Source organism: Pseudomonas idahonensis, assembly GCF_037903935.1.
Classification (GTDB): Bacteria; Pseudomonadota; Gammaproteobacteria; order Pseudomonadales; family Pseudomonadaceae; genus Aquipseudomonas; species Aquipseudomonas danubii.
Map to the genome: position 1 here is coordinate 4,227,233 of NZ_CP149586.1, position 25,294 is coordinate 4,252,526.

Genomic DNA, 25,294 nt, shown 5'->3' on the forward strand with positions numbered 1-25,294 from the left:
GGGAGAAATGCCATGAACAGCCGACTGGACCCACTGCAGTCCTTGCACAGCAATGCCCCGCTGATCAACCGCGAGCGCCTCTGGCAGTCCTTGATGGACCTGGCCCGACTGGGCGCCACCGCCAAGGGCGGCGTGTGCCGCCTGGCCCTCACCGACCTCGACCGCCAGGCCCGCGACCTGTTCGTGCGCTGGTGCGAAGAGGCCGGCTGCAGCGTCAGCGTGGACGGCATCGGCAATATCTTCGCCCGCCGCGCCGGGCGTGACCCGAACCGCGCCCCGGTGATGACCGGCAGCCATATCGACACCCAGCCCACCGGCGGCAAGTTCGACGGCTGCTACGGGGTGATGGCCGGGCTGGAGGTGATCCGCACCCTGAACGACCTGGGCCTGGAAACCCAGGCGCCGATCGAAGTGGTGGTCTGGACCAACGAGGAAGGCTCGCGCTTCCCGCCGTGCATGATGGGTTCGGGGGTGTTCGCCGGCAAGTTCGACCTCGCCGACACCCTGGCCAAGCAGGATGAACAGGGCCTGTCGGTGGGCGCCGAGCTGCAGCGCATCGGCTATGCCGGTCCGCGTGCAGTACTCGGCCATCCGGTAGGCGCCTATTTCGAAGCGCATATCGAGCAAGGGCCGGTGCTGGAAGACCGCCAGACCACCATTGGCGTGGTCATGGGCTGCCTGGGCCAGAAGTGGTTCGACCTGACCCTGAGCGGGGTCGAGGCCCACGCCGGGCCGACGCCGATGCACCTGCGCAAGGACGCCCTGGTGGGCGCGGCGCAAGTGGTCAGCGCGGTCAATCGCATCGCCCATGCCCATCAGCCCCATGCCTGCGGCACCGTGGGCTGCCTGAACCTGCACCCGGGCTCGCGCAACGTGATCCCCGGACAGGTGCAGATGACCCTCGACCTGCGCCACCTGCACGCCGACCGCTTGCAAGCCATGGTCGATGAAGTGCGCCAGGTGATCGAAGACAGCTGCCGCCAGCACGGCCTGAGCTTCGAGCTGACCGCCACCGCCGACTTCCCGCCGCTGGACTTCGACCCCGCCTGCGTGGCCGCCGTGCGCCAGGGTGCCGAGCACCTGGGGCTGAGCCACATGGACATCGTCAGCGGCGCCGGGCACGACGCGATCTTCATCGCCGAGCTGGGCCCGGCAGGGATGATCTTCGTGCCCTGCGAGGGCGGCATCAGCCACAACGAAATTGAAAACGCTGCGCCCCAGGACCTGGCCGACGGCTGCGCGGTCCTGCTGCGGGCCATGGTCAATGCCGCTCAAGGAGCTCAATCGCTATGAAGCAAGCCACTGACATCGCCGCCTTGAGCGGCGTCGAACTGCTGCGCCATTACCGTGACAAGCGCCTGTCACCGGTGGAGGTCACCGAAGACGCCCTGGCGCGTATCGAGCGCTTCAATCCGCTGGTCAACGCCTACTGCCATATCGATCACCAAGGGGCCATGGACGCGGCACGGGCCTCCGAACAGCGCTGGCTCAAGGGCCAGCCCTGCGGCGCCCTGGACGGCTTGCCGGCGTCGATCAAGGACCTGACCCTGACCCGCGGCATGCCCACCCGCAAGGGCTCGAAAACCACCTCGGCCACCGGGCCCTGGGAGGTCGACGCGCCCTTCTCCGGTTTCATGCGCGAAGCTGGCGCGGTGCTGCTGGGCAAGACCACCACCCCGGAGTTCGGCTGGAAAGGCGTGACCGACAACCCGTTGTACGGCATCACCCGCAACCCCTGGGACACCCGCCTGACGGCCGGCGGTTCTTCCGGTGGCGCAGCGGCAGCGGCCTCGCTGAACCTCGGCGTGTTGCACCAGGGCAGCGATGCCGGGGGCTCGATCCGCATTCCCTGCGCCTTCACCGGCACCTTCGGCATCAAGCCGACCTTCGGCTACGTGCCGCAGTGGCCGGCCAGCGCGATGAACATCCTCTCGCACCTGGGGCCGATGACCCGCAGCGTCGATGACGCCGTGCTGATGCTGCAGACCGTGGCCCGTCCGGATGCCCGTGACGGCCTGCTCGGCGCACCGCGCAGCACGCCCTGGTTACCGGAAAATGCCAGCCTCAAGGGCCTGCGCATCGCCTACAGCGCGGACTTCGGCTACGTCAAGGTCGACCCGCAAGTGGCGCGAGTGGTGGCCCGGGCCGTGGAGCGCCTGGCGCAACTGGGGGCACAGATCGAGCAGGTCGATCCCGGTTTCAGTGATCCCCTGGAGCTGTTCAATACCCTGTGGTTCTCCGGGGCGGCGCGCCTGACCGCTGCCCTCAGCCCCGCCCAGCGCGCCTTGCTGGACCCGGGCCTGCTGCGCATCGCCGAACAGGGCGAAGGCATCAGCCTCAGCGACTACAGCGCCGCCCTGGAGGCTCGCGCCGCCCTGGTGGCGCACATGGCCGCCTTCCATGAGCGCTACGACCTGCTGGTTTCACCGATGCTGCCCCTGACCGCGTTCGCCGCCGGACACAACGTCCCACCGGGCTCGGGCCTGGGGGAATGGATGGAATGGACGCCCTTCAGCTACCCCTTCAACCTGACCCAGCAACCGGCGGCTTCACTGCCCTGCGGCTTTGCCGACGACGGCCTGCCCGTGGGCCTGCACGTAGTCGGCGCACGCTTTGCCGATGAGCAAGTGCTGCGCTTGTGCAGGGCCTATGAGCAAGCGTTCCCCAGCCCCCACCCCCAAGCCCCCGTCCTGCGACACTGACCCGCACAAAATCCCGTAAGAGCCGGCTTGCCGGCGAAGAGGCCCGCGAGTCTTGTACAAACCCTGAGGCCGCCTTCGCGGGCAAGCCCGCTCCTACAGAACGTCGCGATTGGGTGGGGCCGCCTTCAATCAGGCCGAGGGATACGCCCCAGCAGTGCTCACAAAAACGCAACACCACACTGCGTCCTTTGTGATGGTTGGGCTAAGGTGCAAGCGCTACAGTCGGGTCATCAGCAACCCGACTGACGCCCGACACAAGGATGCGTTCGATGACTGATTTGCACGATCTATCCACCACCCAGCTGCTGGCGCAATTCGCCAGCCGCACCCTCTCGCCCCTGGACTATTACGAGCACCTGCTGGCCCATATCGGGCGCTGGGAGCCGCATATCCGTGCGCTCTACGCCTTCGATCCGGAGCAGGTACGCCAGCAGGCCCGGGCCGCCACCGAGCGCTGGAACAAGGGCACCCCCAACGGTCCGCTGGACGGGATTCCGCTGACGATCAAGGAGCTGATCGCCACCCAAGGCACGCCGATTCCCCTGGGCAGCGCGGCCACCACGCTGAAGCCGGCGTTGCAGGACGCGCCACCCGCCGCGCGGATGCGTGAAGCCGGGGCGATCATCCTGGCCAAGACCACGGTGCCGGATTTCGGCATGTTGTCCTCGGGGCTGTCGAGCTTCCACGGCATTACCCGCAACCCCTGGAACACCACCTGCAATACCGGCGGCTCCAGTTCCGGCGCCGCTGCGGCCGCCGCGGCCGGTTACGGGCCGCTGCACATCGGCACCGACATCGGCGGCTCGGTGCGCCTGCCGGCCGCCTGGTGCGGGCTGGTGGGGTTCAAGCCGACCCTGGGGCGGATTCCCATCGACCCGTATTACACCGGGCGTTGCGCAGGCCCCATGACCCGCAGCGTCGACGACGCGGTGCTGATGATGCGCTACCTGGCCAAGCCCGATGCCCGGGACGCCACCAGCCTGCCGCCCTTGACCGGCGACTGGAGCGATGCGCCGGTGTCGGTCAACGGTTTGAAGATCGGCCTGATGCTGGAACCCGGCGCGGGGCTGCAACCGGAAGGTTTTGTCTGCGCGGCGGTGGAACAGGCCGCGCGGTTGTTCGAGAGCCACGGCGCCCAGCTCCGCAGCCTGGCGCCGATCATGGATCGCGCGCAACTGGACGGCCTGGACCGTTTCTGGCGTGCCCGGCAATGGGCGGAACTCTCGGCCCTGGGTGCCGAGCAGTTCGCCAAGGTGCTGCCCTATATCCGCGACTGGGCAGCGCCGGGGGCCGACCTGTCCGGGGTCGAGGCGGTGCTGGGCTTCAACCAGACCTTCGAGATGCGTCGCCGCGCCGCCCAGGTGTTCAGCGAGTTCGACCTGGTGCTCTCGCCGACCAACCAGATCAACCGCTTTCCCGCCCAGTGGCCGTCGCCGAGCAATGACCCGCAGCAACCATTCGAGCACATCGTCTTCACCCTGCCCTGGAACATGGGCGAACAACCGGCGCTGTCGATCAACTGCGGTTTCGCCGCCGATGGCCTGCCCATCGGCCTGCAGATGATCGCCCCGCGCTTTGCCGATCAATGGCTGCTGCAAGTGGCCAAGACCTATGAGAGCTGGCGCGGAGCAATCCACAGCTGGCCGAATCCGCCGTCTCACTGACACACCGAAACTGCCACCTTCACCCCAGCTCCGGGCCCCGCCGCCCGGGGCCTGGGCAACCTATGAATAAAAATTCGAGGGGCCAGTATGCACAGCCAAGCGTCCAATCCATCCGCCACACCCGAGCCCGAAACGCCCAACGCGGCGGGGGGCAAGCGCAGCGTGTTCGCGGTGATCCTCGGCAACGCCGTGGAGTTCTTCGATTTCGGGGTCTACGCCACCTTTGCGGTGATGATCGGCCACACATTCTTTCCCTCCGACAGCGCCTTTGTCAGCCTGATGCTGTCGGTCACCGCCTTCGGCGTCGGCTTTATCGTGCGGCCCCTGGGGGCCGTGCTGATCGGCGCCTACGCCGACCGCGTCGGGCGCAAGCCGGCGATGCTCCTGACCCTGGTGATGATGGCCGTGGGCACCGGCAGCATCGCCATCCTGCCCAGCTACGAGAGCATCGGCATCGCCGCGCCGATCCTGCTGGTAATCACCCGGCTGATCCAGGGCCTGGCCTGGGGCGGCGAGGCCGGCCCCGCCACCACCTACATCCTTGAAGCCGCACCGCCGCACAAGCGCGGCACCTATGCCTGCTGGCAGGTGGTGGCCCAGGGCGTGGCCGCCATGGCCGCCGGCACCGTGGGCTACACCCTGACCCAGGTGCTGTCGCCCGAAGACCTCAACACCTGGGGCTGGCGCGTGCCCTTCGTGTTCGGCCTGCTGGTGCTGCCAATCGGCATCTACATTCGCCGCAACCTGGCGGAAACCTTCCACGGCCAGGGCGAAGAGGCCAGCACCGGCAGCCTGGTGCGCCAGGTGTTCGGCGAACATCGCCGGGCCCTGGTGCTGGGGCTGCTGATTCTGTCGGGCAGCACCATCACCCAGTACTTCATCAACTACATGACCACCTTCGCCCTCACCGAACTGAAACTGCCCACCAGCATCTCCATGCTCTCGACCCTGGTGGCCGGCGCGGCGATGGCGGTGTGCGCGATTGCCGGCGGCATGCTCTGCGACCGCTTCGGCCGCCGCACCATCCTCATGGCGCCAAGAGTGGTGCTGTTGCTGGTGCTGTTCCCGGCCTTGCAATTGATGACCGAGCATCCCAGCCCGGCGACGTTCCTGCTGACCCTGGCGGTGCTCTCCGGCTTGCACGGCATGAGCGGCGCGGCGCTGATCGTGCTGCTGGTGGAGAGTTTTCCCAAGGCGGTGCGCTCCACCGGTTTCTCCATCGTCTACGCCTTTGGCGTGGCGGCCTTCGGCGGCACCGCGCAGATCATCATCACCTGGCTGATCGGCACCACCGGCAACCCGATGTCGCCAGTGGGCTACCTGCTGGTGGCCAACCTGGTGTGCCTGACCGCGGCCTGGTTCGCCAAGGAAACCCGCCCGCAAACACCCGGGCGCAGCCACCCCGGCCAACGGCTCGCAGAAGCCCGCGCCCGCTGATCCCGCTTGGCACTGCCCAGCACTCTTTTGCGCCACCGCGTTTTTCTCTACCCTGCCGGCCGCGCACAGCCGCGGTCGGGCGGTGGCTTGACGCCTTTGATTTGTGGGGAAGCAATATGAAACAGCTCGCACTTTGCCTCCTGGCCATGAGCGCCAGCAGCACCCTCCTGGCCCAGGACAACCCGCGCCCGAGCCAGCAGGAACTGGCGCCGGGATTCATCGAGGGCAGCCACCTGGACCTCAACCTGCGCCACTACTACTCCAACCAGCACACCCAGCGCGACACCTACCTGAGCATCAAGAAGCCCGACGGCATCGAGCGCACCCGGGTCAGGGAAACCTGGGTACAGACCGGCATGCTCAAGTACAGCTCGGGCTACACCCAGGGCCTGATCGGCTTTGGCGTGGATGCGGCGCTGTTCAGCGCGGTCAACCTGGAACGCGGTCACGGCCGTGTGGCCAACGGTGGCGACCGGGTGCTGGTGGACAGCGACGGCGACGCCCTGCCCACCTGGAGCCGCCTGGGCATCGGCGATGTGCGCCTGCGCCTGTCCAACACCGAGCTCAAGGGCGGGCGCCTGATGACCGACAACCCGGTGCTGCGCTACAAGGACAACCGCGCCCTGCCCTCAAGCTTTCAGGGCGTGGGCCTGTACAGCAATGAAACCGACTGGTTGTCGGTGCAGGCCGGCAGTTTCGACCGGGCCATCCCGCGCACCGGCACCGGCAGCGAGCGCCTGACCACCACCTTCGGCAACCGCGCCTACAGCGGCGAGCGCATCAGCTACCTGGGGGCGACCGTCAAACCCGGCCTGGGCCTGGAAGGCAGCCTCTACGCCTCGCGCTTCGAGAACATGTGGGACCAGTACTACCTGGGCCTGACCCACCGCGCCGGAGACAAAAGCCAGCTGGCGCTGAAGACCGCGTTCAACTACTACCACACCCGGGACCAGGGCCAGCAGCGCCTGGGCTACATCGACAACGACGCCTTGAGCCTGGCGCTGACCGGCAGCCATCAGGCCCACAGCCTGACCCTGGCCTGGCAGCAAGTGTTCGGCAACGAGTACTTCGACTATGTCTGGGAGTCCACCGGCAACTACATGGCCAACTCCCTGTACTCGGACTACAACGGCCCCAATGAAAAGTCCTGGCAGCTGCGCTATGACCTGGATTTTGCCGCCTATGGCGTGCCGGGGCTGAGCGCCAGCCTGTGGCACGCCAAGGGCTGGGGCATCGACGGCACGCACTATGATGGTGATCGCGATGGCCGCAACCGCGGCTACAACGTGCGCGGCCTGGACGGTGCCAAGCACAACGAAAACGGCCTGATGCTGGCGTATGTGGTGCAATCCGGGCGACTCAAGGACGCAGTGCTGCGCACCATCGTCTACAACCATCGCGCTAGCGGCGGGCAGATCGACGGCAGCTACGACGAATTCCGCCTGGTGGGGAATTTCCCGTTCAACCTGTTCTGAAACACGCTGCAGCGCGAGCCCCCATGGCCGCTGCCGCGGACGCGGCGTTCTCAAGGCCGTCAGAGGTCATTGACGGGAGATCGCCAAGCAAGGCCCTGCGGGCCTTTGCGCAGCCTCGCCACAGGCTCGGCAGCGGCTACAACAACCCCTGGCAACCCTGTAGCCGCTGCCGCAGGCTGCGTACGGCTGCGCAGCAGACGCGGCGATCTCAAGGCCGCCTCAGGTCGTTGACGGGAGATCGCCAAGCAAGGCCCTGCGGGCCTTTGCGCAGCCTCGCCGCAGGCTCGGCAGCGGCTACAGCAACCCCTGGCAATCCTGTAGCCGCTGCCGCAGGCTGCGTACGGCTGCGCAGCAGACGCGGCGATCTCAAGGCCGCCAGCGGCAGCCGGCAGGCGGCCCCCAGGCAACGCGGCCCCTCCTCCAGGCCGTCAATCGACCAGGGCGTAGTGCTGCATCGCCCGGGCAAGCATTTCCTGGCATTTCAGGGTGGCCACCGACAAGGGGCGGTTGCGCACCACGCACAGATCCACGCGGATCCGCTCCAGGTGTTCGTCATCGATCGGCACGGCCACCAAGCCATCCCCCAGGTCCCGCGCCTCGGCATCCACCTGGGGCAGGATCAGCACCGCCGCGCGCTGGCGAGCCAGGCTTTTCTGTACCTCCAGGGAACTGGTGGTAAACACCGGCAGGATATTCACCCCACGCTTCTTCGCCGCACCCTCCAGGGCCTGGCGCACGCCGTAGGCCGAATCGGGAATGGCCAGGGGCTGGCCCTGCAGGTCCTCCAGGCGAATGCTCGGGCACTGGGCAAACGGGTGCTCGGCACTCACCAGCACCCGGTGCCACAGTTGGCAATGGGCGGTCACTTCGACCTCGGCGCGCTCTTGCAGGTAGAAGGCCAGGCCCAGATCGGCCTCGCCGCTGCACAGGGCATCCAGGGTGGCGCCGGCACTGGCGATGACAATGTTGAAGGTGACTTTGGGGTGGGCCCGGTTGAACGCCGCCAGTACCGGCGCCAACACGCTGGAAACGATACTTTCCGACACATGGATGCTGACGTTACCCGCTACCTGGCTCTGCCGGCTGGCGATCACGTCGCGCACCTGATCGAAGCCGCGCAAGGTGGAACTGACCTGCTCGGCCAGGCACTCGCCTTCCACCGTCAGGCGGATGCCCCGCGGGCCGCGCTCGATCAGCGCGGTACCGAAGAAGTGCTCCAACTGCTCGATCTGCCGGCTCACGGCGGTGGGGGTCACGTACAGCCGCTCCGCCGCCTGGCGCAGGGAGGCACAACGGGCCACCTCGTGAAAATAACGCAACGCTCGTAACTGCATGGTCGCTCGCCCCATCGCTGAACAGATCCGTGAAACACGCAATTACTGCGCCAGAGCACTTGGAATGCCCCGGCGCCCGCCTACAAAATATTGATCTGCGCGCCCGCCATGCCTACCCTGCTAAACAGCCGATTGCGCAATGGCACACGAACCACTTCCGGCGCCCCTGCCGACCTGTTGCCAAGGATTTTCCATGACTACGCTGCCCCACACTGCACCGCTAGCCCTGCTGCTCGCAGCCCTGACGCTGCTGAGCGCCTGCTCCAGTGTCACCCGCAAGATCGACCCTGAACCCACCATCACCTCCGCCGGCATCCTGGCCTTTCGCGATATCTGCCTGAAGTCCGCTCCGTCTTTCGCCGGTGCTGAAACCGCCGCGCGGTCCTATGGCATCGTTGAGCTTACCGACGCCGGTTTCGCCAAGATGGGCATGGACCAGGATCAAACCCTGGGGGTCCAGGTCCAGGCCAACAAGGAATGTGCGATCACCACCCCGAGCCAGAACGACAGCTCGCTGACCCAGCAGTTCTTGAGCAGCGTCGGCAAGTTTTCCAGCACACCGGTGGCGCAGAGCGTGCCGGCGCGGATCACCCTCGAGGGCCAGACGTTCATCATCATGCACGATCGCCGTGGTGGTGAAGCCTATGTGATGCTCAAGGCGCCGTAAAAGCCTGAACGGCGCCCAGGACCTGTCGCCCCGCCATCCTCAGCCCCGAGCGGCTGAGGACACTGCGCAAACTTCCCACTTGAGTACAGCCCTCATAGACTGCGCGCGCGCCCTGGCAAGAAGCGTCTTGGATATTTACCAGTCGCTTCTTGCGCCAATCTTTTGCCCGTTTTTCTGAACTAACATGCTTGCGCTGTTTACCAAGCCTTCACTCTCTTGGGGTTATGCCGCGCTCTTCGCGACCCTGCAAAACATCGTTGACCCCATGCAAAAGAGTCATTGGGCCTATGACTTCCACAATAAAAGCAGTGACTGCCGAGTGACCCATTTTACGCAACGAGCCCTAACAGCTCTGACCAGGGTTTCTTCCGAGGACCCCATGAAAAAAAGACGCGTGCTTATCGTCGACGACCATCCCATCATCTGCGCCGCGGTCAGCGAGCTGCTTGAAGAGAACGGCTACAAGCCCATCGGTGAATCCTCCGACGGCTTCGACGCACTGGACAAGATTCACAAGCTGCGCCCGGACTACATGCTGCTGGACATTTCCCTGGACAACCTGGATGGGCTGTCGGTCCTGCAACGCATTGCAGTGGACCAACTGGAGGTCAAGACCCTGGTATTCACCGCCAGCCGCGCCAGTACCTATGGCGTGCGCTGCATGCAAGCCGGGGCCATGGGCTTCATCAACAAGAGCGCCGGACTGAAGGAACTGGTCAAGGGCCTCGATGCCCTGGCCGACGGCTACTTGTACTTTCCCAAGGAAGTGCTGGAGATGTACCGGGGAACCGGCCACGACCCGAGCGATGCGCTGAGCAACCTGACCAACAAGGAGTTGGTGGTCCTGCAGTTGCTTGCCAACGGCCACACCAACCTGGAGATCGCCACCAAGCTCAACCTGAGCAACAAGACCATCAGCGGTCACAAGATCAACGTGCTGAAAAAGCTTGGGGTGCGGACCACCATCGAACTGGCCACCATCGCCAGGCAATTGAACCTGATATGAGGAGCGCCGGCCCGCTGCGCAGCTAGCCCTGACGAATCAGCCGCAGCGGCGCGTGGCTCGCGTTCAGTACCTGGAGCAGCGCCTGACCCCGCATCGGCTTGTGGAACAGATAGCCCTGGGCCGCATCGACCCCCAGGCGCTGTAAATGCGCGCGTTGTTTCTCCGTCTCGACGCCCTCAGCCACCAGTTCCAGATTGAGCGAACGCGCCAGCCCCACCACCGCCTCGATGATCCGGGTTTCCTTGAGCCCCAGGGCGTTGGCGACAAAACCCGAGTCGAGCTTGATCTGGCCGAAGGGAATACCCGCCAGGCGCATGATCGACGAGTGACCGGTACCGAAATCGTCAAGGGACAGGCGCACACCGCCTTTGACCAGAACGCTGATGTTTTCGATGCTCTGCATGTCCAGAACCAGAGCCTGGCGCTCGGTGATTTCCAGGGTGACCTGCTTCTTGGGCACACCCGCCTCCTCGGCCTGCAGCAGCATCTGGGCGGCAAACTCGGGATCAGTCAGCTGGCTGGCCTCGATGTTGTAGGAGAACACCAGGGCATCACCCTGGGTGTGGGCCTGCAGTTGCCGCTGCAGCATCAGGCCCTGTTGCAACAGGCAGTCGAACAGCTGTCGATGGCGCTCCGGGCTGTCGACCAGATCGAGGAACGACTGCGGTCCCAGCACGCCCCTGTGCGGATGCTGCCAACGGGCCAGGACCTCGGCGCCGGTGATACGCCGGGTCTTCAGGCACACCTGGGGCTGGAAATAGGCAACGATCTGTTGCTGTTCCAGCGCCTGGGCAACATCCAGCTGCGCCCTCCAGTCATTGCTGGCAGGGGCGCGCCGATCGGCCGCCAGCCTGCTGCGCGAGTGATTTTTTACCGTGCGCTTGACGGTCAGCGCCTTGAGCAACAAGCCACTGATCTGCACCGTGTCCAGATCGCTGTAGCTGCCGACGCAATACTTGCCGGAACGCACGCGAAAGTTCGCCAGCCCCCAGCGAATGGGCGCTTCCAGGGCTTCGCACTCGATCATCGAGAAGAAACCGTAGTGTTCGCAGAGCCGGCGCAGGTAATAAATGGCCGTCAGGGAGTGCAGCGAATCGCAGATCACCAGGTCCAGTTCACCCAGTTCCGGTGGGAATTGGGTCCAGTCATTTTCCTGGCTGACTACCTGCACCCGGGCAAAGCCCGAAGCTGCCAATATTCTGGAAAACCGTCGAACGCGAAAAGCGTTCGAACACAGCAGCAGTACGCTCAGCGTCGACATCAAAGCGGCTCCGGAGAAAAAAGCATCCTATCCAAAACAGCTTCAACTGAACTCAGGACACTTCTTAAATTTAGATTGGATATTTCCGATGGTGACCAGTTACTTGCTAAAAGCGGGCAATCGCAGGGGTTAGCGGTAATTGAATATTAAATCAGCACGGACACTTGCCTTGCCCAATAAGGAGAGAGGGAGCATTGGGCGCTGCTGCGCCAATTTTCAGCGACAGGGACGGCGCATTGCCCAAGGACACATTCGTGCCAGCAGCGCCATTGAGATCGCCGACACTCACCAAACAGGTGCTGGCGGTGATCGAGCCGGTGAAGTTGATTTCGCCGTCTGCCGCCATAGCCTGGGCAGCGACACAGCAGACAGCGACAGACAGTGCGGACTTGATGAGTTTCGTGGGTTTTATACCTATCTCGTGTTTGACGTTTGCCTTGTTCCTCAAGGCCTGGAAAGCCTACAAACGTTAACTTGTGAATGAGATAGGACGACTCTCGGGCGCGACCGAGAAGGTTCTTGATTGCAAACCGGAGGCCCATCAAGACGTTCGGCCTCGCCCCCCCCCTGGCTGTCCGTAACGGCAACCGGGGGCACGTGAATCACTTGGCCACAGCGGGACCAGGATCCTGCTGCGGCAGGAACAAACGCGCGGTCAGCCAGCAGGTCATGGCGGCGGCCAGGAAGATCAGCAACAGCCCCAGCAGGTAATCGGAGTAGCGGGCCGTTGCAATGTCATTGACCACTTCGCGTATAAACAGCAGAGCCCATGCCATGGCAAGACTGCCGCCAATCAATGACAGAGCAATGCAACTGAACGCGCTGCGCCTGACTTTCATCAGCGCCACCCCCAGGGCCAGCCCGAAGAAGGGCAGGAAGAACAGCAACAGCGTCACTAGCGGCGCCAACACGGGCATCAGCAACAGCTCCCCTCCCCTGACTTCGCCGAGCAAGCGCGGATTGCTGGTCAGATGAGCGAGCAGCAACACGAAGTTCACCAGGCCGGCAACAAAACCCGGTACCAGGGGACACAGCACAAACACTGCAAACACCTTCAGACGTGGGTATTTCACCTCAGTCATGGAGTGCATCCCTGACTTTTTGAGTAACCCAGCAGCTTGCAACCAAACTCGACCCTGGAGGCGTAATCCAGAATATTGATTCCACCTGGAACACCCTGCCTCTCCTCAATAAAGTGCCCTGCTATTCCTGAAGTATTGGTGGCCTTGCCCGACATCGACTGAAACAGATCACGGCCCCCCAGGTACTTCTCATGAACCGGCTGCAATATAGTCTGTTCGCCTTTCAACTGCTTGATATCCCAGGCGACCGGATCGGTGGTGGCCTTGTTGTAGAGATTCTTGAAATTATCGAAGCCACCGGTGATCAACGCATCCCCGGCCGCCTTGCGCCAGTTATAGACCGGCGCCACTACTCGTCCAGCAGCGAAGGTGATGTAGGAAGGCAGATAGCTGCCATCGCCATCGGCACCCAACCCGGTCAAAAAGGCCCTGGACACCTCTTCCGCACCGCCAAACCACTTGGCACCAATGCCCAGATTCTGCTCATAGACATTGCTGGCGCCGAAGAAGTTGGCCCGGTTGTCGATGGTGTTCAGGTAGGCCACCAGGCGCGTCGCCGCCCCTTCGGTGTTGTAGAGGTAGTCGAAGGTGTTCTTCGAGGAACGGACCACGTCCTTGTTCATGATTTTCCAGGCATCCTTCATGGCCACGTACTTGATCGAAGCGTTGACCGCCGCCCGGCAACCGTCGCCGGTTGGCGCCTTGTCGCAGATGCTGCGCATCTCCGAGTCCAGCCACTCGCTGAGTTTCTCGGCCTTGGTCACAGCGGCCGTTTTCTGCTCATCGGTGGAGCAGGTACGTCCCGACAGGCAGTTGCCCAACTCGTCGAAGGCCTGGTGCGTCAGGTAGTTGTTCTGGGTGCCATTGGCCGCCACCGTCGAGGCGATGCTCATGTCACCGCCGGCGGCGGCCGCCCCGAGGACCCCGACAATCTGCGACAGGGCCATCAGGTTGGCCTGGGCCTGGATGTACTCCGGCGAACCGGGGATCAGGTTGTCCGGCAGCAGCTTGTCCCCCAGCACCCCCACCAGCAACTCGTTGGCACCACCGGCGATGGCGCCGGTGCGGAAATCACCGCCCATGGCTTCAGACAGCAGGCCGCCGAGCCCGGCATGCAGGGCGATTTTCGCTAGGCCGCCCTCGGTCAGGCCCAGGTCGCCGATCTTGCCGGCGCCATACGCCCCGCCGATGCTGGCCGCAGTTCCGGCTGCCGAAGCCGCCAGGTTGTCCTTGAAGCTGCCGCCATAGACTGCGGTCTTGATCAAGGCATCGGCCGTGACCTTGACCGCCACGGTCTGCAGGCTCTTGGCATCCAGGCCCATGGCGCTCGGGTTGTAGTTCAACCCCTGGGCCACTCCGGCGGTGGCCGCGGCCACTGTGTAGCCCTTGATGCTCTCCTTGGAGGTCACGTCCTTGAGGACCTTGCCCAGGTTGCCGCGGTTGTCGATGGTGCTGACCGTGGCATTGGTGGCGGCGTTCACCGCCACTGCCTGGAGCATGGTGTTCATCCCGGCCATCATCGGCCCCATCACCGCCGCCAGGGCGATGGCGATGATCAACTGCGCTGCCGGGCCTAAACCCGAGTTGTTGTACTTGAAGGACTCGTGGATCTCCTTGACCTGGCGCCAGTCGACGTCGCCCCGGGCCTCGGCCTGTTTCAGCCAGGCCAGTTGCGGGTCGGCCTGGACCATGGCGTCGATGGCCTGGCTGACGCTTTTCTGGTCGATGTGCTTGATGTCGATCTTCAAGCCTTCCACGGCCTTGATGGTCAGGCTGCCGCCGGCCACCAGGCTGCTCTGGCGCAGGGTTTCATCGGTGTTGCCGCGGCCTTTGGAGGAATTCCAGAAGGCATTGTTGTTGCTCTTGGTGTGGCTTTCGTCGTGCAGGTCCTTGACCCCCTCGAAGGTGATCGCGCCGCCACTGTCCAGGGTCAGGTCCTTGGCGCTTTCCAGCTTGGCCACCTGGTACTTCTGGTCGCCGCCACTCTTGAGGGTCAGGTCGCCGCCAGTCGTGATCTCGCTGCCGATGTTGGTGACCTGGGTCACCTCGTCACGGCGAGTCTTCTTGCGGCCCCAACTGCCCTTCTTCTTCATGTCGTACAGCGAGTAGTCGCTGTCCTGGGCCGCCAGCAACTCCAGGTTGTCACCGGCCACCAGGTAGGCTTCGTTGCCGGCGCTGATACGGCTGGAGATCAGGCTCAGGTCCTTGCCCGCACTGAGGACCACATCGGCGCCGGCGGTCAGCGAGGTGCCTACCTGGCTGACATGGTCTTCCTGGCGGGTGACCTTCTTGGTCTTGGAGTAGCTGTGCTGCTCATCCGCCGCCGAGGCCAGGGTCATGTCCCCCGCCGCATCCATGGCGATGTTGCGCTTGGCCTCGATCTGGCTGGCGACCGCCGTCAGGTCGCGTCCGGCGCTGACCGCCAGATCCCGCCCAACGCTGACGCTGGAGCCGTGCTGGGTGATGCTTTCGTTCAGATAGCGGTCGCGGGTGAGCTTGTCATGCTCCTGGGCCGATACCAGATTGACGTCACGAGCGGCGATCAGGGTGGTGTCGCCACCGCTGCTCAACACGCCGCCGACATTGTTGATGTCGCGCCCAGCGCCCACGTTCAGGTCGTTGCGCGCCTCGATCCGCGCCGCGTTGTTGGCGTAGTCCAGGCGCTGGGTGGTGCTCCCAGGGTTACTCTGGAAGGTGGTGATGCTGCGCTCGTTGATCACATCCCCCGCCAGGGCGCGGACGGTCACGTCACGTCCGGCGATGATACCGCCGGCCTGGTTGACCAGGTTGTCTCCGGCCAGCAGGTTCAAGCGATTGCCGGCCTCGATCAGGCCACTGTTGAGCAGGTCGCTGCCCGCCGTGGCACTCAGGTTCTCACTGGCACGCAAGGTCCCGGAATTGACCAGGTCCTTGCCGGCGATCAGGGTCACGTCCCGGCCCTGGACCAGGGCGCCGTTGGCCGCCAGGCGGTTGTTGGCGTTGGCCAGGTACAGCACCGGCACCAGCACCTTCTCGCCGTTCACCTCCTGCTCTTCGAGCCAGACGATGTCGTGGGTCAGGGCCGCCACCTGCTGGGAGGTCAGGGTCACGCCCACCGCGAGGTTGAGCGAGTCCTTGCTGGCGATGGCGTTGTTCATCAGGTACTTGAACATGCCTTCGTCGCTGTTCTGGCCATCGAGGAACCGCTGGCCGGTGCGCGCCGTCACCGCCTGCTGGATCAGCCGCTGCTCATAGAAGCCGTCACCCAGGCGCTTGGCACTCTGGTCCGGGTCATACCCGAGGTTGGACAGCAGATAGTCGGAGCTCATGAACTGCTTGAGGTCGGTGAGCAGCGGGTTGGTTTCGATCAAGTATTTGTGGGGATTGCTGCGCACGCTGCTGTCCGGCAGGCCCTGGACCCGGCTGACGCTCTGGTTGCCGGTGCCGCCCACGGGCAGCACGCCCAGCGGCGAGTCCGCCGCCGTCGCGCTGACCTGGACCGCGGCGGTGCGGCCATCGACGCCGGTGGCCTGGTGATCCTGCAGATTCAGCTCACGGGCGCCCAGGGCCACCTGCGGCAGCGGTTGACTGCTCAGGTCCCGAGGGCGGATCGGCTCCGGCCCGGCCTGACGCGAGGTCAGTTCCAGGCTGGCACCGCCCATGTTCCAGCTTTGCGCCGGGCCCGCAGGCTGCGCGGTGCCCCCCTGGCCACTCAAGCGAAACAGCCCGTTCTGCCCCGAAGGCAGGCTGAAGTTCGGCAGGCTCAGGGGATTGACCTGCTGCTGCGCCAGGTCCGGCGGCAGCTGGGAGTTGAGCACCACCATCAGCGGCTTGCTCGCCGCCCCCACGCCGGTGTCCCGGGCGCGATCGCCCACGGCAATGGCGCTCTTGATCACGCTGATGTTGCTGATGTCGTTGGCCGCCGTGAGCCGGGCCTTGCCGCCGGCCTGGATGATGGCCGGCGCGGAGGATGAACTCAGGGTCGAGGTCTCTACCGGCCGGTCGATGCCATAGAAGATCCCCGGGTTGAACTTGGCCACCAGGGCCGCGAAATCCTGCTGGTTGAAGGCACTGCCCTGGGGGTGCGCCCGATCATAGGCCTGCACGTCACGGGCCAGCTGGAAGAACAGCCCGCGCTTGATCTTGACCCCAGCACCGACTTCATAGCCGGAAGAACCGGACGCCACCAAGGAGGCCTGGTTGGTGATAGAGCCGCTGGTGATGGTCAGGTCATTGCCTGCCGAGACGGTGCTGTAGCGGTTGAGGAAACTGCTGCTGTTGACCGTCAGGTTGCCCCCCGCATTCAGGGTCGACTGCGGCGAGTCGCTTGTCACCACGCCTTCCACCGTCCGGTAGATAAACACCGGCCCCCGGACCCAACTGGCGCCGCCGCCACAGTGCTGGGCACAGCGGATGGTCATGCGGCCATCGGTGATCTGCTGGCTGGCCTCGTATTTTTCACGATCGTTGACCAGATCCAGGGCAGCAATATTGATATCGCCACCGCTCTGGATGTTGCCGGAGATGTTCTTCAGGCTTTGGGCCGAGGTGCCGGCTGCCATGCCGGCCACGGTCAGGCCGCCCAGGCTATAGAACTCGCCATAGCTGTTGGTCAGGGTGTTGACGTTGAGGCTGGCGTTCTGGCCGCTGAAGACAAATCCATGGTCGTTGACCAGGGTCGGGGTGGTCAGGCTCAGGCCCTGGGCGCCGCCCAGGGTGCCGGTGTTGAGCACGCCGCCGGCATTTACCGTGAGTGTGGCGTTGGAAGTCAGGCGCCCGGCATTAACCAGTTGCCCGCCGATGTTGACCCGGGTATCAGCGCCGCCGGCGATGCTGCCGGCACTGCCCAGGTTCACCTGGGCAGCAGCGAAGGTCATGTCGCCCAGGCTGGACACCCGGCCATTGCCGGAATAGGTGCCGCCGATCTGCAGGTCCAGGCTGCCATCGCTGGCCAGCAACCCGTCGTTGCTCCAGTTGCCGCCCCGGGCCTGCAAGTGCTGGCTGGCCAGCAGTTGGCCGCTGGCGGTCTGGGCGAATTGGTTGACGTTGAGGTTCAGGCGTCCGGCCTGGATCACGCTGCTGTTGGTCCAGCTGTCGGCAGTGAGGGTCAGGCCGCCACGGGTGATCAGGCTGCCGCCGGCATTGATCACATTGCCGGTGGCGATATCGAAGTTGCCTTCTCCCAGGTGCAGCAGGCTGCCGCCCTGATTGAGGAAGTCCGACGCCGCCAGGGTCAGGTCGGTGTTGGCGGTTTCCAGCAGGCCGTTGCGGTTGTCGAACTGGCCACCGATCTGCAGTTCGGTCTTGCCCCCGGTCGCCAGGGCCCGCAGCTTGCCGCCCTGGTTGTCGAGGCTGGCACCTCGCAGGGCCAGGCTCTCGCGGCTTTCAATCAGGCCGCCACGGTTGTTCACTGGCCCCTTGAAGTCCAGGTCGATGTGCTGGCCGTTGATCTGCCCCACACCGTTGTTCAACAAGTGGCCGCTGGCCTTGACTCGCCCGCTGGCGTACAGCCCGCCGTTGCTGTTATCCACCCCCGCGCCACCGGTATCGAGCAGCAGGTCGCCGCCCTTGGCCGCCATGCGCCCGCCACCGTTATCGATCCCGGCCAGGGCCTGCAGGTCCAGGCTCCGGGCCTCGACCTGGCCGCCATGGTTGTTCAGTTGCCCCCTGACACGTGCCTCAAACAGCCCCTTGAGGCTCGACAGCACCCCGCCGCGGCTGTCCAGGTTGGCGCCCTGGATACGCAGGTCGCCGTCTTCGGCGATCAGCTTGCCACCCTGGTTGTCGATGTCCCCGGTCATGGTCAAGCTCTGGGCCTTGGCGCTCTGGATCGCTCCCTGGGCATTGTTCAGGCTGCCGGCATTGAGACTCAAACCGGCATCGCGGCTATAGATCAGGCCATCACCCTGGTTGCTCAATTGGCCAGTGGTGGTGACTTGCAGCGCACCGTTGGCGGCCAGGGTGCCGCGATTGCTGTTGTCCAGGCTGGCGCTGAACAGGGTCATCAGGTTCTGGCTGATCAGTTGCCCGCCCTGATTGTCGATCCGGCTCGAACGCTTGAGCAGCAGCGGACCACTGGCGGCCAACTGGCCCTGGGCATTGACCAGGGCGCCCAGCAGGTCGAGGGTCACCGCGCCTTCGCTGCGCAGGTTGCCACCCTGGTTGTTCAGGCTATTACCGGTGAAGTTCAGGGCGCCCATGGCGCTGAGGCGGCCGCCCTGGTTGTCCAGGTCGCCGGCGCCGATGTCGAGGCTGGCGCTGCTTTCAATCAGCCCGCCCCGAGCGTTGTTCAAACCGCCACTGCCGAGGATCAGTTGCTGCTCGCCCTTGCTGGTGACGATGCCCTTGTCGCTGTTGTCCAGGCTGGCGGCCTTGAGGGTCAGCCGACCCTGGCTGGCCAGCCCGCCTTGCGCACTGTTGAGCAAGGCGCCACTGAGGTCGATATTCAGCTCCCCCAGCAGGCTCGACAAGGTGCCTTGCTGGCGGTTGTCCAGGCTGCCACCGCTGAGGTTGAGCCCCTGCCAGCCAGAGACCAGCCCCTGCTGGTTGGTCAGCTGCGCAGCCTCGACCCCTAGCTGCTGCTGGCTGATCAGCGTGCCGGCGCTGTTGTCCAGATTGCGCCCGGCCAGGTTGAAGCCCTGGGCGCTGGAGATTTCACCTTCGCGGTTCTGCAGGTCCCGCAGGTGGGCGATGCTCAGCACGCCCTGGGTGTTGATCAGGCCCTCGCGGTTGTCCAGGTCCGAGGTCTGCGGTCCGAGGTCGATGCTCAATCCCGTGCCACCCAACAGCTTGCCGCCCTGATTGCCCAGGCCCTTGGCGCTGAGTTGCAAATGCCCGGCGGACTGGATCAGCCCTTGGTTGTGCAGCGGACCGGCGACCCTCAGGCCCAGGTCGTGGTCGCTGAGTAGCGAGCCGCTGTTGTCCAGGCTGCCAGCATCGATCTGCAGGGCGGCAGCGGCAATCTTGCCCTTGAGCGCGGTCAGCGCGCCGTCGATACGCAGGGTCAGCGCCTGATGGCTGAGCAGTTGCCCGGCGCTGTTGTCCAGGCTTTGCGCCGCCAGTTCGAAGGCCTGCTCGCTGGAGATTTCACCCTGGCGGTTGTTCACCGTGCCCAGGTTGCTCAGCACCAGTGGACCGGGGGCGTTGATGAAGCCGCCCTGGTTGTTCAGCGTGCCGTGATTGAGGTCCAGGCTCAGGGCGGTCTTGCTGAACAGCTTGCCGCCTTGCTGCTGCAGGCCACTGACCGAGGCCTGCAAGGCCTTGGCGCTGCCGATGCTGCCCTGGTCGTTGTTGACCTGGGTCGCGGTCAGGTTCAGTGCATCACCGCTGTTGAGGTTGCCGCCCTGGCTGTTGTCCAGTTCGCCAGTGTCCAGTGCCAGCTTGGCCTTGCTGCTGATAACGCCCTGTTGCTGGTTGTCCAGGCGCGCGCTGGACAGGGTCAGCGCAGCGTCGCTCAGCAGCTTGCCGCCGCGGTTGTCCAGGGCCTCCCGGGCGCTGATCTGCAGGGCGCCCGCGCTGGACAGACTGCCCTGGCGATTGCCGAGGTTGCGCACCTGGATGTCCAGGCCGCCTTCGCTGCTGATGCGGCCTTGATGGTTGTCGAGGTCGCCGGCAAGCGCCAGGTCCAGGCGCTGCAGCCCCACCAGATCCCCGCCCTGGTTGTCCAGGCTCGTGCCGTTGAGGCTCAGGCCCTGGTCCGCGCTAATCAGCCCCAGGCTCTGGTTGATGACCTGGGCCACGGTCAGCGTCAGGTCGCCGCTGGCCAGTACCCGCCCGGCAGCACTGTTGTCCAGGCGCTCGCCGACCAGGCCGATCTGCTGGCTGGACAGCTCACCGCCACGGTTGTCCAGTTGCCCGATGTTCAGGTCAAGCTGCCGGGTCGCCCCCAGCAGGCCGTCCTGGCGGTTATCCAGGGTGCCGGCCTTGAGAGTCAGTTGGGTGTCGGCCAGGATCACTCCGCCCTGGTTGTCGGCCGCCTCGGTGACCTGCAACTGCAGGTCGCCACGGCTGTGCAGCTCGCCCTCGCGGTTGTCCAGGCGGGTGCTGCGGCTGTCCAGCGCCGCTGCCGCCATCAGGCCCTTGACGTTGACCAGGGCCTGTTCAATGCGCAGGGTCAGCGCCTGGTTGCTCAGGACCTTGCCGCCACTGTTGTCCAGTTGCCGCGCGTTCAGGTTAAAGGCCTTGGCCCCGGAGATCTCGCCACCGCGGTTGTCCACCTGATCGAGGTTGCGCAACAGCAGTTGCCCGGGGGTGTGAAGATTGCCGCCCTGGTTGTTCAACTGTCCGTGATTGAGGTCCAGGGTCAGGTCGGCGTTGCTGAACAGCTCGCCGCCCTGCTGATCCAGACCGCTGACACTGGCGCTCAGTGCCTGATCGCTGCCGATCCGACCCTGGTGGTTCGTCAGTTGTGCGGTGGTCAGGCGCAACTGCCCGGCGCTGGTGAAGCTACCGCCCTGGCTGTTGTCGAAGTCCCCGGTGCTCAGGCGCGCGTCGGCCTTGGCGCTGATCACACCCTTGGCGCTGTTGTTCAGGCTGGCGCTGTCCAGGGCCAGGCCTTGCTCGGCGACGATGGCGCCAGCCTGGTTGAGCAGCGCCCCGCTGCTGTCGATGCTCAGGGCCTGGGCGCCGGTCAGGCGGCCGCCCCGGTTGTCCAGGCTGCCCACCTTGAGGGTCAGCAGGTCTTCGCCGCTGATCAGGCCTCGCTGGTTGTCCAGGGCTGCGCTCAGGGTCAGCAGCAAGGGCTGCTGACTCACCAGCTGGCCGCCGCTGTTGTCCAGGCTACTGCCGCTGAGATTCAGCCCCTGCTTGCTGAACAGCAGCCCCTGGTTCTGGTTGATCACCCGGGCCACCTTGAGCAGCAGGCGATCATCGGCCAGGACCTTGCCGCCGTCGCTGTTGTTCAGCCCCTGGCCGTTGATCTGCAGCTCGCCCCGGCCCGACAGCGCACCGCCACGGTTGTCCACCTCAGCGACGTCCAGGGTCAGGGCCTTGAGGGACGCCACCAGGCCTTTGTCGCGGTTGTCCAGGTGCTGGCCTGTAAGGTGCAGGTCACCTTCGGCCACCAGTTCGCCGCCCTGCTGGCGCAGGCTGTCGACCTGGGCCTGCAGGTCGCTCTTGCTGGCGATCCGGCCGCCGTTGTTGAGCACTTCCCGGGTCTTGAGCTCCAGGCCGGAGGTGGCACTGAGCAGGCCGCCGCTGTTGTCCAGCCGGCGACCTTCTACCGTCGCTGCGGACTGGCTTTCCAGGCGGCCCTTGTCCCGGTTGTCCAGCTCCCGGCTCAACAGGTTCAGGGCCTGGTCCGCCCGCATCACCCCGCCGCGGTTGTCCGCCGTCTCGCCACTGACCTGCAAGGTGTCGCCGGTGGAAATCCTGCCCTTGCGGTTATCCAGATGCCCGGCCTGTACCTCAACGACTCCGGTGGCCTGGATCAGTCCCTTGTCCTGATTGTCGAGACGCCCGGCGACCTCGGCACTGAGGCGCCCCTCGCTGCGCAGATTGCCGGCCTTGCTGTTGTCCAGGGCCCCCGCACGCACCTTTAGCTGGTGCTCCGCCCCCAGGGCCCCGCCCTGGTTGCTGATCTTCCCGCTGGCGCTGATGTCCAGGGTGTCGCCCGCCATCACCAGCCCGGCGACGTTGTCCAGCGAGGTCACTTGCAGGGTGAGTTGGGTCAGGCTGCTCAGCTCACCCTGGTCATTGCCCAGGCGGCCGACATGGGCCTTGAGCTCGCCATCACTGGTGATCAAGGCGTTGTGGTTCAGCAGTTGCCCGGCTTGCAGCACCAACGCATCGCTACTGAGCACCCGGCCTTGATTCTGGTTGTCCAGGGTGCCGGCACCGAGCGTCACCTGACGTTGCCCGCTCAAGGTCCCGCCCCGATTGTCCAGGGTCTGGGCGGTAGTGATCGTCAGATCGCGGCTGGCGACGATGCTCTTGCCGCGGTTGTCCAGATTCTGGGCAGTAAGGGTGATGTCCGCGTCGGGGTTGCGGCTGTTGTCGGCATTGACCCCGGCCTCGATGATGCCCTGGTTGGTCAACTGGCCACCGCTGTCGAGGCTGATGCGGTCACGGGCGGCGAGGGTTTTCTGGCTGCTCAGGTCGCCCCGGGTCTGCACCTTGAGCTCGCTGCCGGCGTAGACCGCACCCTGGGCATCGAGGCTGCCGGCCTTGATCGCCACTGCGCCCTTTTCGGCGGTGGCGTCAGCCATGCGCAACTGGCCGTCGGCATCCAGCTGAATATCGCCGCCGCTGGCGATCAGCTTTCCGTCGAGCTTGACCCCGACCCCGGCCTCAGTACCCACCAACTTGATGGCCCCGGCGTACATGCCGCCCAGGGCGGATGAGTCGATGGCCAGTTGCGGTGCACCCGCCGGGTTGGCGGTCCGCGCCGTGGCGTTCAAGGTATTGGCGTCAACGTCGTTGGCCCCGGCGATCACCGCCAGGTGCTGGGCCTGGATCTCGGCGTTGATTTTCGCGCTGCGGGTGATGATTTCGAACTGGTCGATATTGCTCGCGTTGAGCCCCGCGCCTTCAATGGCGACGCTGCCCTGGTCCACCTGGTAACGCTGGATCTGGCCGTTCTCGATCACCGGTTTGCCGGTGGTCAGGGTGGCTTTCGGGGTGTTGATGAAGCCGCAGCCGTTGCAGCTCACCCCGTAAGGGTTGGCAACGATGACATGGGCCGATTGTCCGGCCACTTCGGTGTAGCCCTTGAGCTGGCTGGGGCTGCCGCCGTTGACCTCGTTGAGGATCACATTGGCCGCGCGGCCACCCAAATTGGCGTTGCCGAGGATGATCCCCCCCAATTGGGTGGACTGGGTACGGTTGGTGGCGTTGTTGAGGATCACGCCCTGCTGGCCGACGTTGTAATCGCTGAACGTGTTATGGGACAGACCGCTGCCATTGGGCGCGGCAATGTTGACGATGGGCACGCCATTGCCGGCCTGACCCAGTGTGGTGCCGCTGCCGTTGACCACGATGCCGTCGGCCATCACCACCAGCGGCTGCCAGAACATCATGTTGGCGAGAATGAACGCCAGGCTGCGCTTGGAAAAGCCGCAGAAAGAGTCACGCGATTGCAGGGCAGCCGAAGGCTGGCGGGCCATAAAGGCGAGTTGGCGAACGTCCATGTCAGTCTCTCAACAATGCAGGAGCAAAAAACCCCAAAGGCCTTCATCCCGAAGGCCCACGGCGAGCGATAATTGATTTCGCGAGGCAAGATCGAACTGGTAATCCATCGATCCGCAGCAGAGAAAAGCGGGTCAAAAGAAACAGAACATCAGCAAAAGTGATATCAATTTGATAGCAAAATACTAAATAGCCACTATTCTGGCGTCAATCTTTCATTCACCCCGCTACCGCCTCGCCCCCCTTTCCCGCACCGCTTTTCACCGCCGGTTCAGCTTGATGAATACTGCTCAATCCCACTGTCCATTGGCTGGATAAAGGGTCGACGGCTACGCTGCTGCCCACAAGAACAACAACGGGAAACAGCACTGTGCGAACCACCACCCAACACTTTCGCGAGCAGTATCGAGCCGCGGTCAGTCCGCGCTACAACCCCTGGCTGCATGGCGGCTTCGTCCTCGCCTACGGCGCGCTGTGCATTGCGGTGCTGTGCAGCACCTTGGAGCGGGTGCAGCCCCTGGAATGGCTGGCGGTGCCGGTGTCGCTGCTGTTCTTCAACCTGTGCATCTACGTGGTGCATCGCTGGCTGGGGCATCACAAGCAGCCTTTCGCCCGGCTGTTCTATGCCCGGCATACCGGCGACCACCACAGTTTCTTCACCCCGGGACTGATGACCTATGAAGGCCGCAAAGACTGGCGGGTGATTCTGTTTCCGGCCTGGCTGATCGTGGTCCACAGCCTGCTGTTCGCCCTGCCGCTGTGGGCGCTGCTGCGCCTGTGGAACGGCAACGTCGCGGCGCTGTTCGCCAGTTGCACCTTGGTCGGCTACCTGGCCTATGAAATTTTCCATGCCTGCGAGCACTTGCCCGCCAGCCATCCCCTGGCGCGCCTGCCCTGGGTGCGGCAGATGCGCCGCCTGCACGAACTGCATCACCGCCGAGAACTGATGCAGGAGCGCAACTTCAACATCGTCCTGCCGCTGATGGACTGGCTGTTCGGCACCTTGCACTGGCAACCGGAAGAAGTACCGGCACCCGCTCCCTTTCCTGACGAGTCCACGCCCATGACCCGCATGCAGCATCAGATCGAGATCCCCCGCAGCGCCGCCGCCACCCTGGCCTACGCCGCCAGCCCACGCTGCTGGCCACAATGGCATCCATCCTCTCTCAAGGTGTTGGGTGACGATGGCCCCCTGTTCGCCGGGCAGGGTTTCGAGGAAGACATCCATGCCGGCGGACGCAGCGGCCACCTGAGCTGGCAGGTCCGGGAGTACCTGCCGGGGCACCGCTGGCGTGCCACCGCCCGGGGCGATCATGGCCTGGAGCTGCAAGTGACCTATGAGTGCCAAGCGCTGACGGGCGAACGCACGCGCTTTGTGCGGACCCTGGAATACCGCTTCGACAACCTGCTGATGCGCCTGGGCAATCAGCTGTTATTCAAACGGCGGATAGAGCGAGAATCCGCCGCGTCATTGCTGGTATTTTGCGAGTCGGCCCAACAGGCCATCCCACTGACAACCACCGCCCCGGCCAGCAGCCCATCCTGAAGCCGACCCTGACAGGA

General features: G+C 64.8%; 13 protein-coding genes. 9 read left to right on the top strand and 4 right to left on the bottom strand.

What is annotated here, in order from left to right; translation table 11 throughout:
* The first annotated feature begins 12 nt into the window (after positions 1-12).
* The 5 genes from WIN67_RS19075 (at position 13) to WIN67_RS19095 (ending at position 7,278) form a co-directional block, all read left to right on the top strand.
* A complete protein-coding gene (locus WIN67_RS19075) occupies positions 13-1,293 on the top strand; it encodes a Zn-dependent hydrolase (RefSeq protein ID WP_339069865.1) in 1,281 nt (426 codons plus the stop codon).
* Positions 1,290-2,702, top strand: coding sequence for an amidase (locus WIN67_RS19080; protein WP_339069866.1), 1,413 nt, complete (start codon positions 1,290-1,292; stop codon positions 2,700-2,702). Before WIN67_RS19075 ends, WIN67_RS19080 begins: the two co-directional genes overlap by 4 nt.
* A gap of 269 nt (positions 2,703-2,971) precedes the next feature.
* Complete coding sequence (locus WIN67_RS19085) at positions 2,972-4,366, top strand: amidase (protein ID WP_339069867.1); 1,395 nt, start codon at positions 2,972-2,974, stop codon at positions 4,364-4,366.
* A gap of 87 nt (positions 4,367-4,453) precedes the next feature.
* Entirely contained in the window at positions 4,454-5,803 is a 1,350-nt protein-coding gene (locus WIN67_RS19090; RefSeq protein WP_102881564.1) for a citrate-proton symporter, read from the top strand.
* Positions 5,804-5,919: 116 nt separating this feature from the next.
* Complete coding sequence (locus WIN67_RS19095; RefSeq protein ID WP_339069868.1) at positions 5,920-7,278, top strand: OprD family outer membrane porin; 1,359 nt, start codon at positions 5,920-5,922, stop codon at positions 7,276-7,278.
* 428 nt (positions 7,279-7,706) lie between these two features.
* On the opposite strand, the gene WIN67_RS19100 is transcribed toward WIN67_RS19095, so the two are convergent.
* Positions 7,707-8,612 carry a LysR family transcriptional regulator gene (locus WIN67_RS19100; protein WP_102881566.1) on the bottom strand — a complete coding sequence of 302 codons (906 nt, stop codon included), beginning with the start codon at positions 8,610-8,612 and terminating at the stop codon, positions 7,707-7,709.
* A 193-nt stretch (positions 8,613-8,805) separates the two neighbouring features.
* Here WIN67_RS19100 and WIN67_RS19105 point away from each other — a divergent pair, with 193 nt between their 5' ends.
* Together WIN67_RS19105 and WIN67_RS19110 are read left to right on the top strand one after the other, a co-directional pair.
* Complete coding sequence (locus tag WIN67_RS19105) at positions 8,806-9,279, top strand: hypothetical protein (RefSeq protein WP_102881567.1); 474 nt, start codon at positions 8,806-8,808, stop codon at positions 9,277-9,279.
* Between the two features lie 379 nt (positions 9,280-9,658).
* Positions 9,659-10,285: a response regulator transcription factor gene (locus WIN67_RS19110; RefSeq protein WP_102881568.1), complete on the top strand. Its 627-nt coding sequence runs from the start codon at positions 9,659-9,661 to the stop codon at positions 10,283-10,285.
* Positions 10,286-10,307: 22 nt separating this feature from the next.
* On the opposite strand, the gene WIN67_RS19115 is transcribed toward WIN67_RS19110, so the two are convergent.
* Positions 10,308-11,546, bottom strand: coding sequence for an EAL domain-containing protein (locus WIN67_RS19115; RefSeq protein WP_339069869.1), 1,239 nt, complete (start codon positions 11,544-11,546; stop codon positions 10,308-10,310).
* Between the two features lie 194 nt (positions 11,547-11,740).
* Here WIN67_RS19115 and WIN67_RS19120 point away from each other — a divergent pair, with 194 nt between their 5' ends.
* Positions 11,741-12,019, top strand: coding sequence for a hypothetical protein (locus WIN67_RS19120; protein WP_339069870.1), 279 nt, complete (start codon positions 11,741-11,743; stop codon positions 12,017-12,019).
* A 129-nt stretch (positions 12,020-12,148) separates the two neighbouring features.
* Here WIN67_RS19120 and WIN67_RS19125 read toward each other — a convergent pair whose 3' ends face one another.
* Both WIN67_RS19125 and WIN67_RS19130 read right to left on the bottom strand, forming a co-directional pair.
* Positions 12,149-12,628 (bottom strand): hypothetical protein, encoded by a 480-nt coding sequence (locus WIN67_RS19125; RefSeq protein WP_273924143.1) that lies wholly within the window; start codon positions 12,626-12,628, stop codon positions 12,149-12,151.
* Positions 12,625-23,733 carry a filamentous hemagglutinin N-terminal domain-containing protein gene (locus tag WIN67_RS19130; protein WP_339069871.1) on the bottom strand — a complete coding sequence of 3,703 codons (11,109 nt, stop codon included), beginning with the start codon at positions 23,731-23,733 and terminating at the stop codon, positions 12,625-12,627. The genes WIN67_RS19125 and WIN67_RS19130 overlap by 4 nt, the downstream gene beginning before the upstream one ends.
* Positions 23,734-24,101: 368 nt before the next feature.
* On the opposite strand from WIN67_RS19130, the gene WIN67_RS19135 reads away from it, so the two are divergent.
* The gene (locus WIN67_RS19135; protein ID WP_339069872.1) at positions 24,102-25,277 is read left to right on the top strand and encodes an SRPBCC family protein; all 1,176 of its coding nucleotides are present in this window, start codon (positions 24,102-24,104) and stop codon (positions 25,275-25,277) included.
* Positions 25,278-25,294 lie beyond the last annotated feature (17 nt).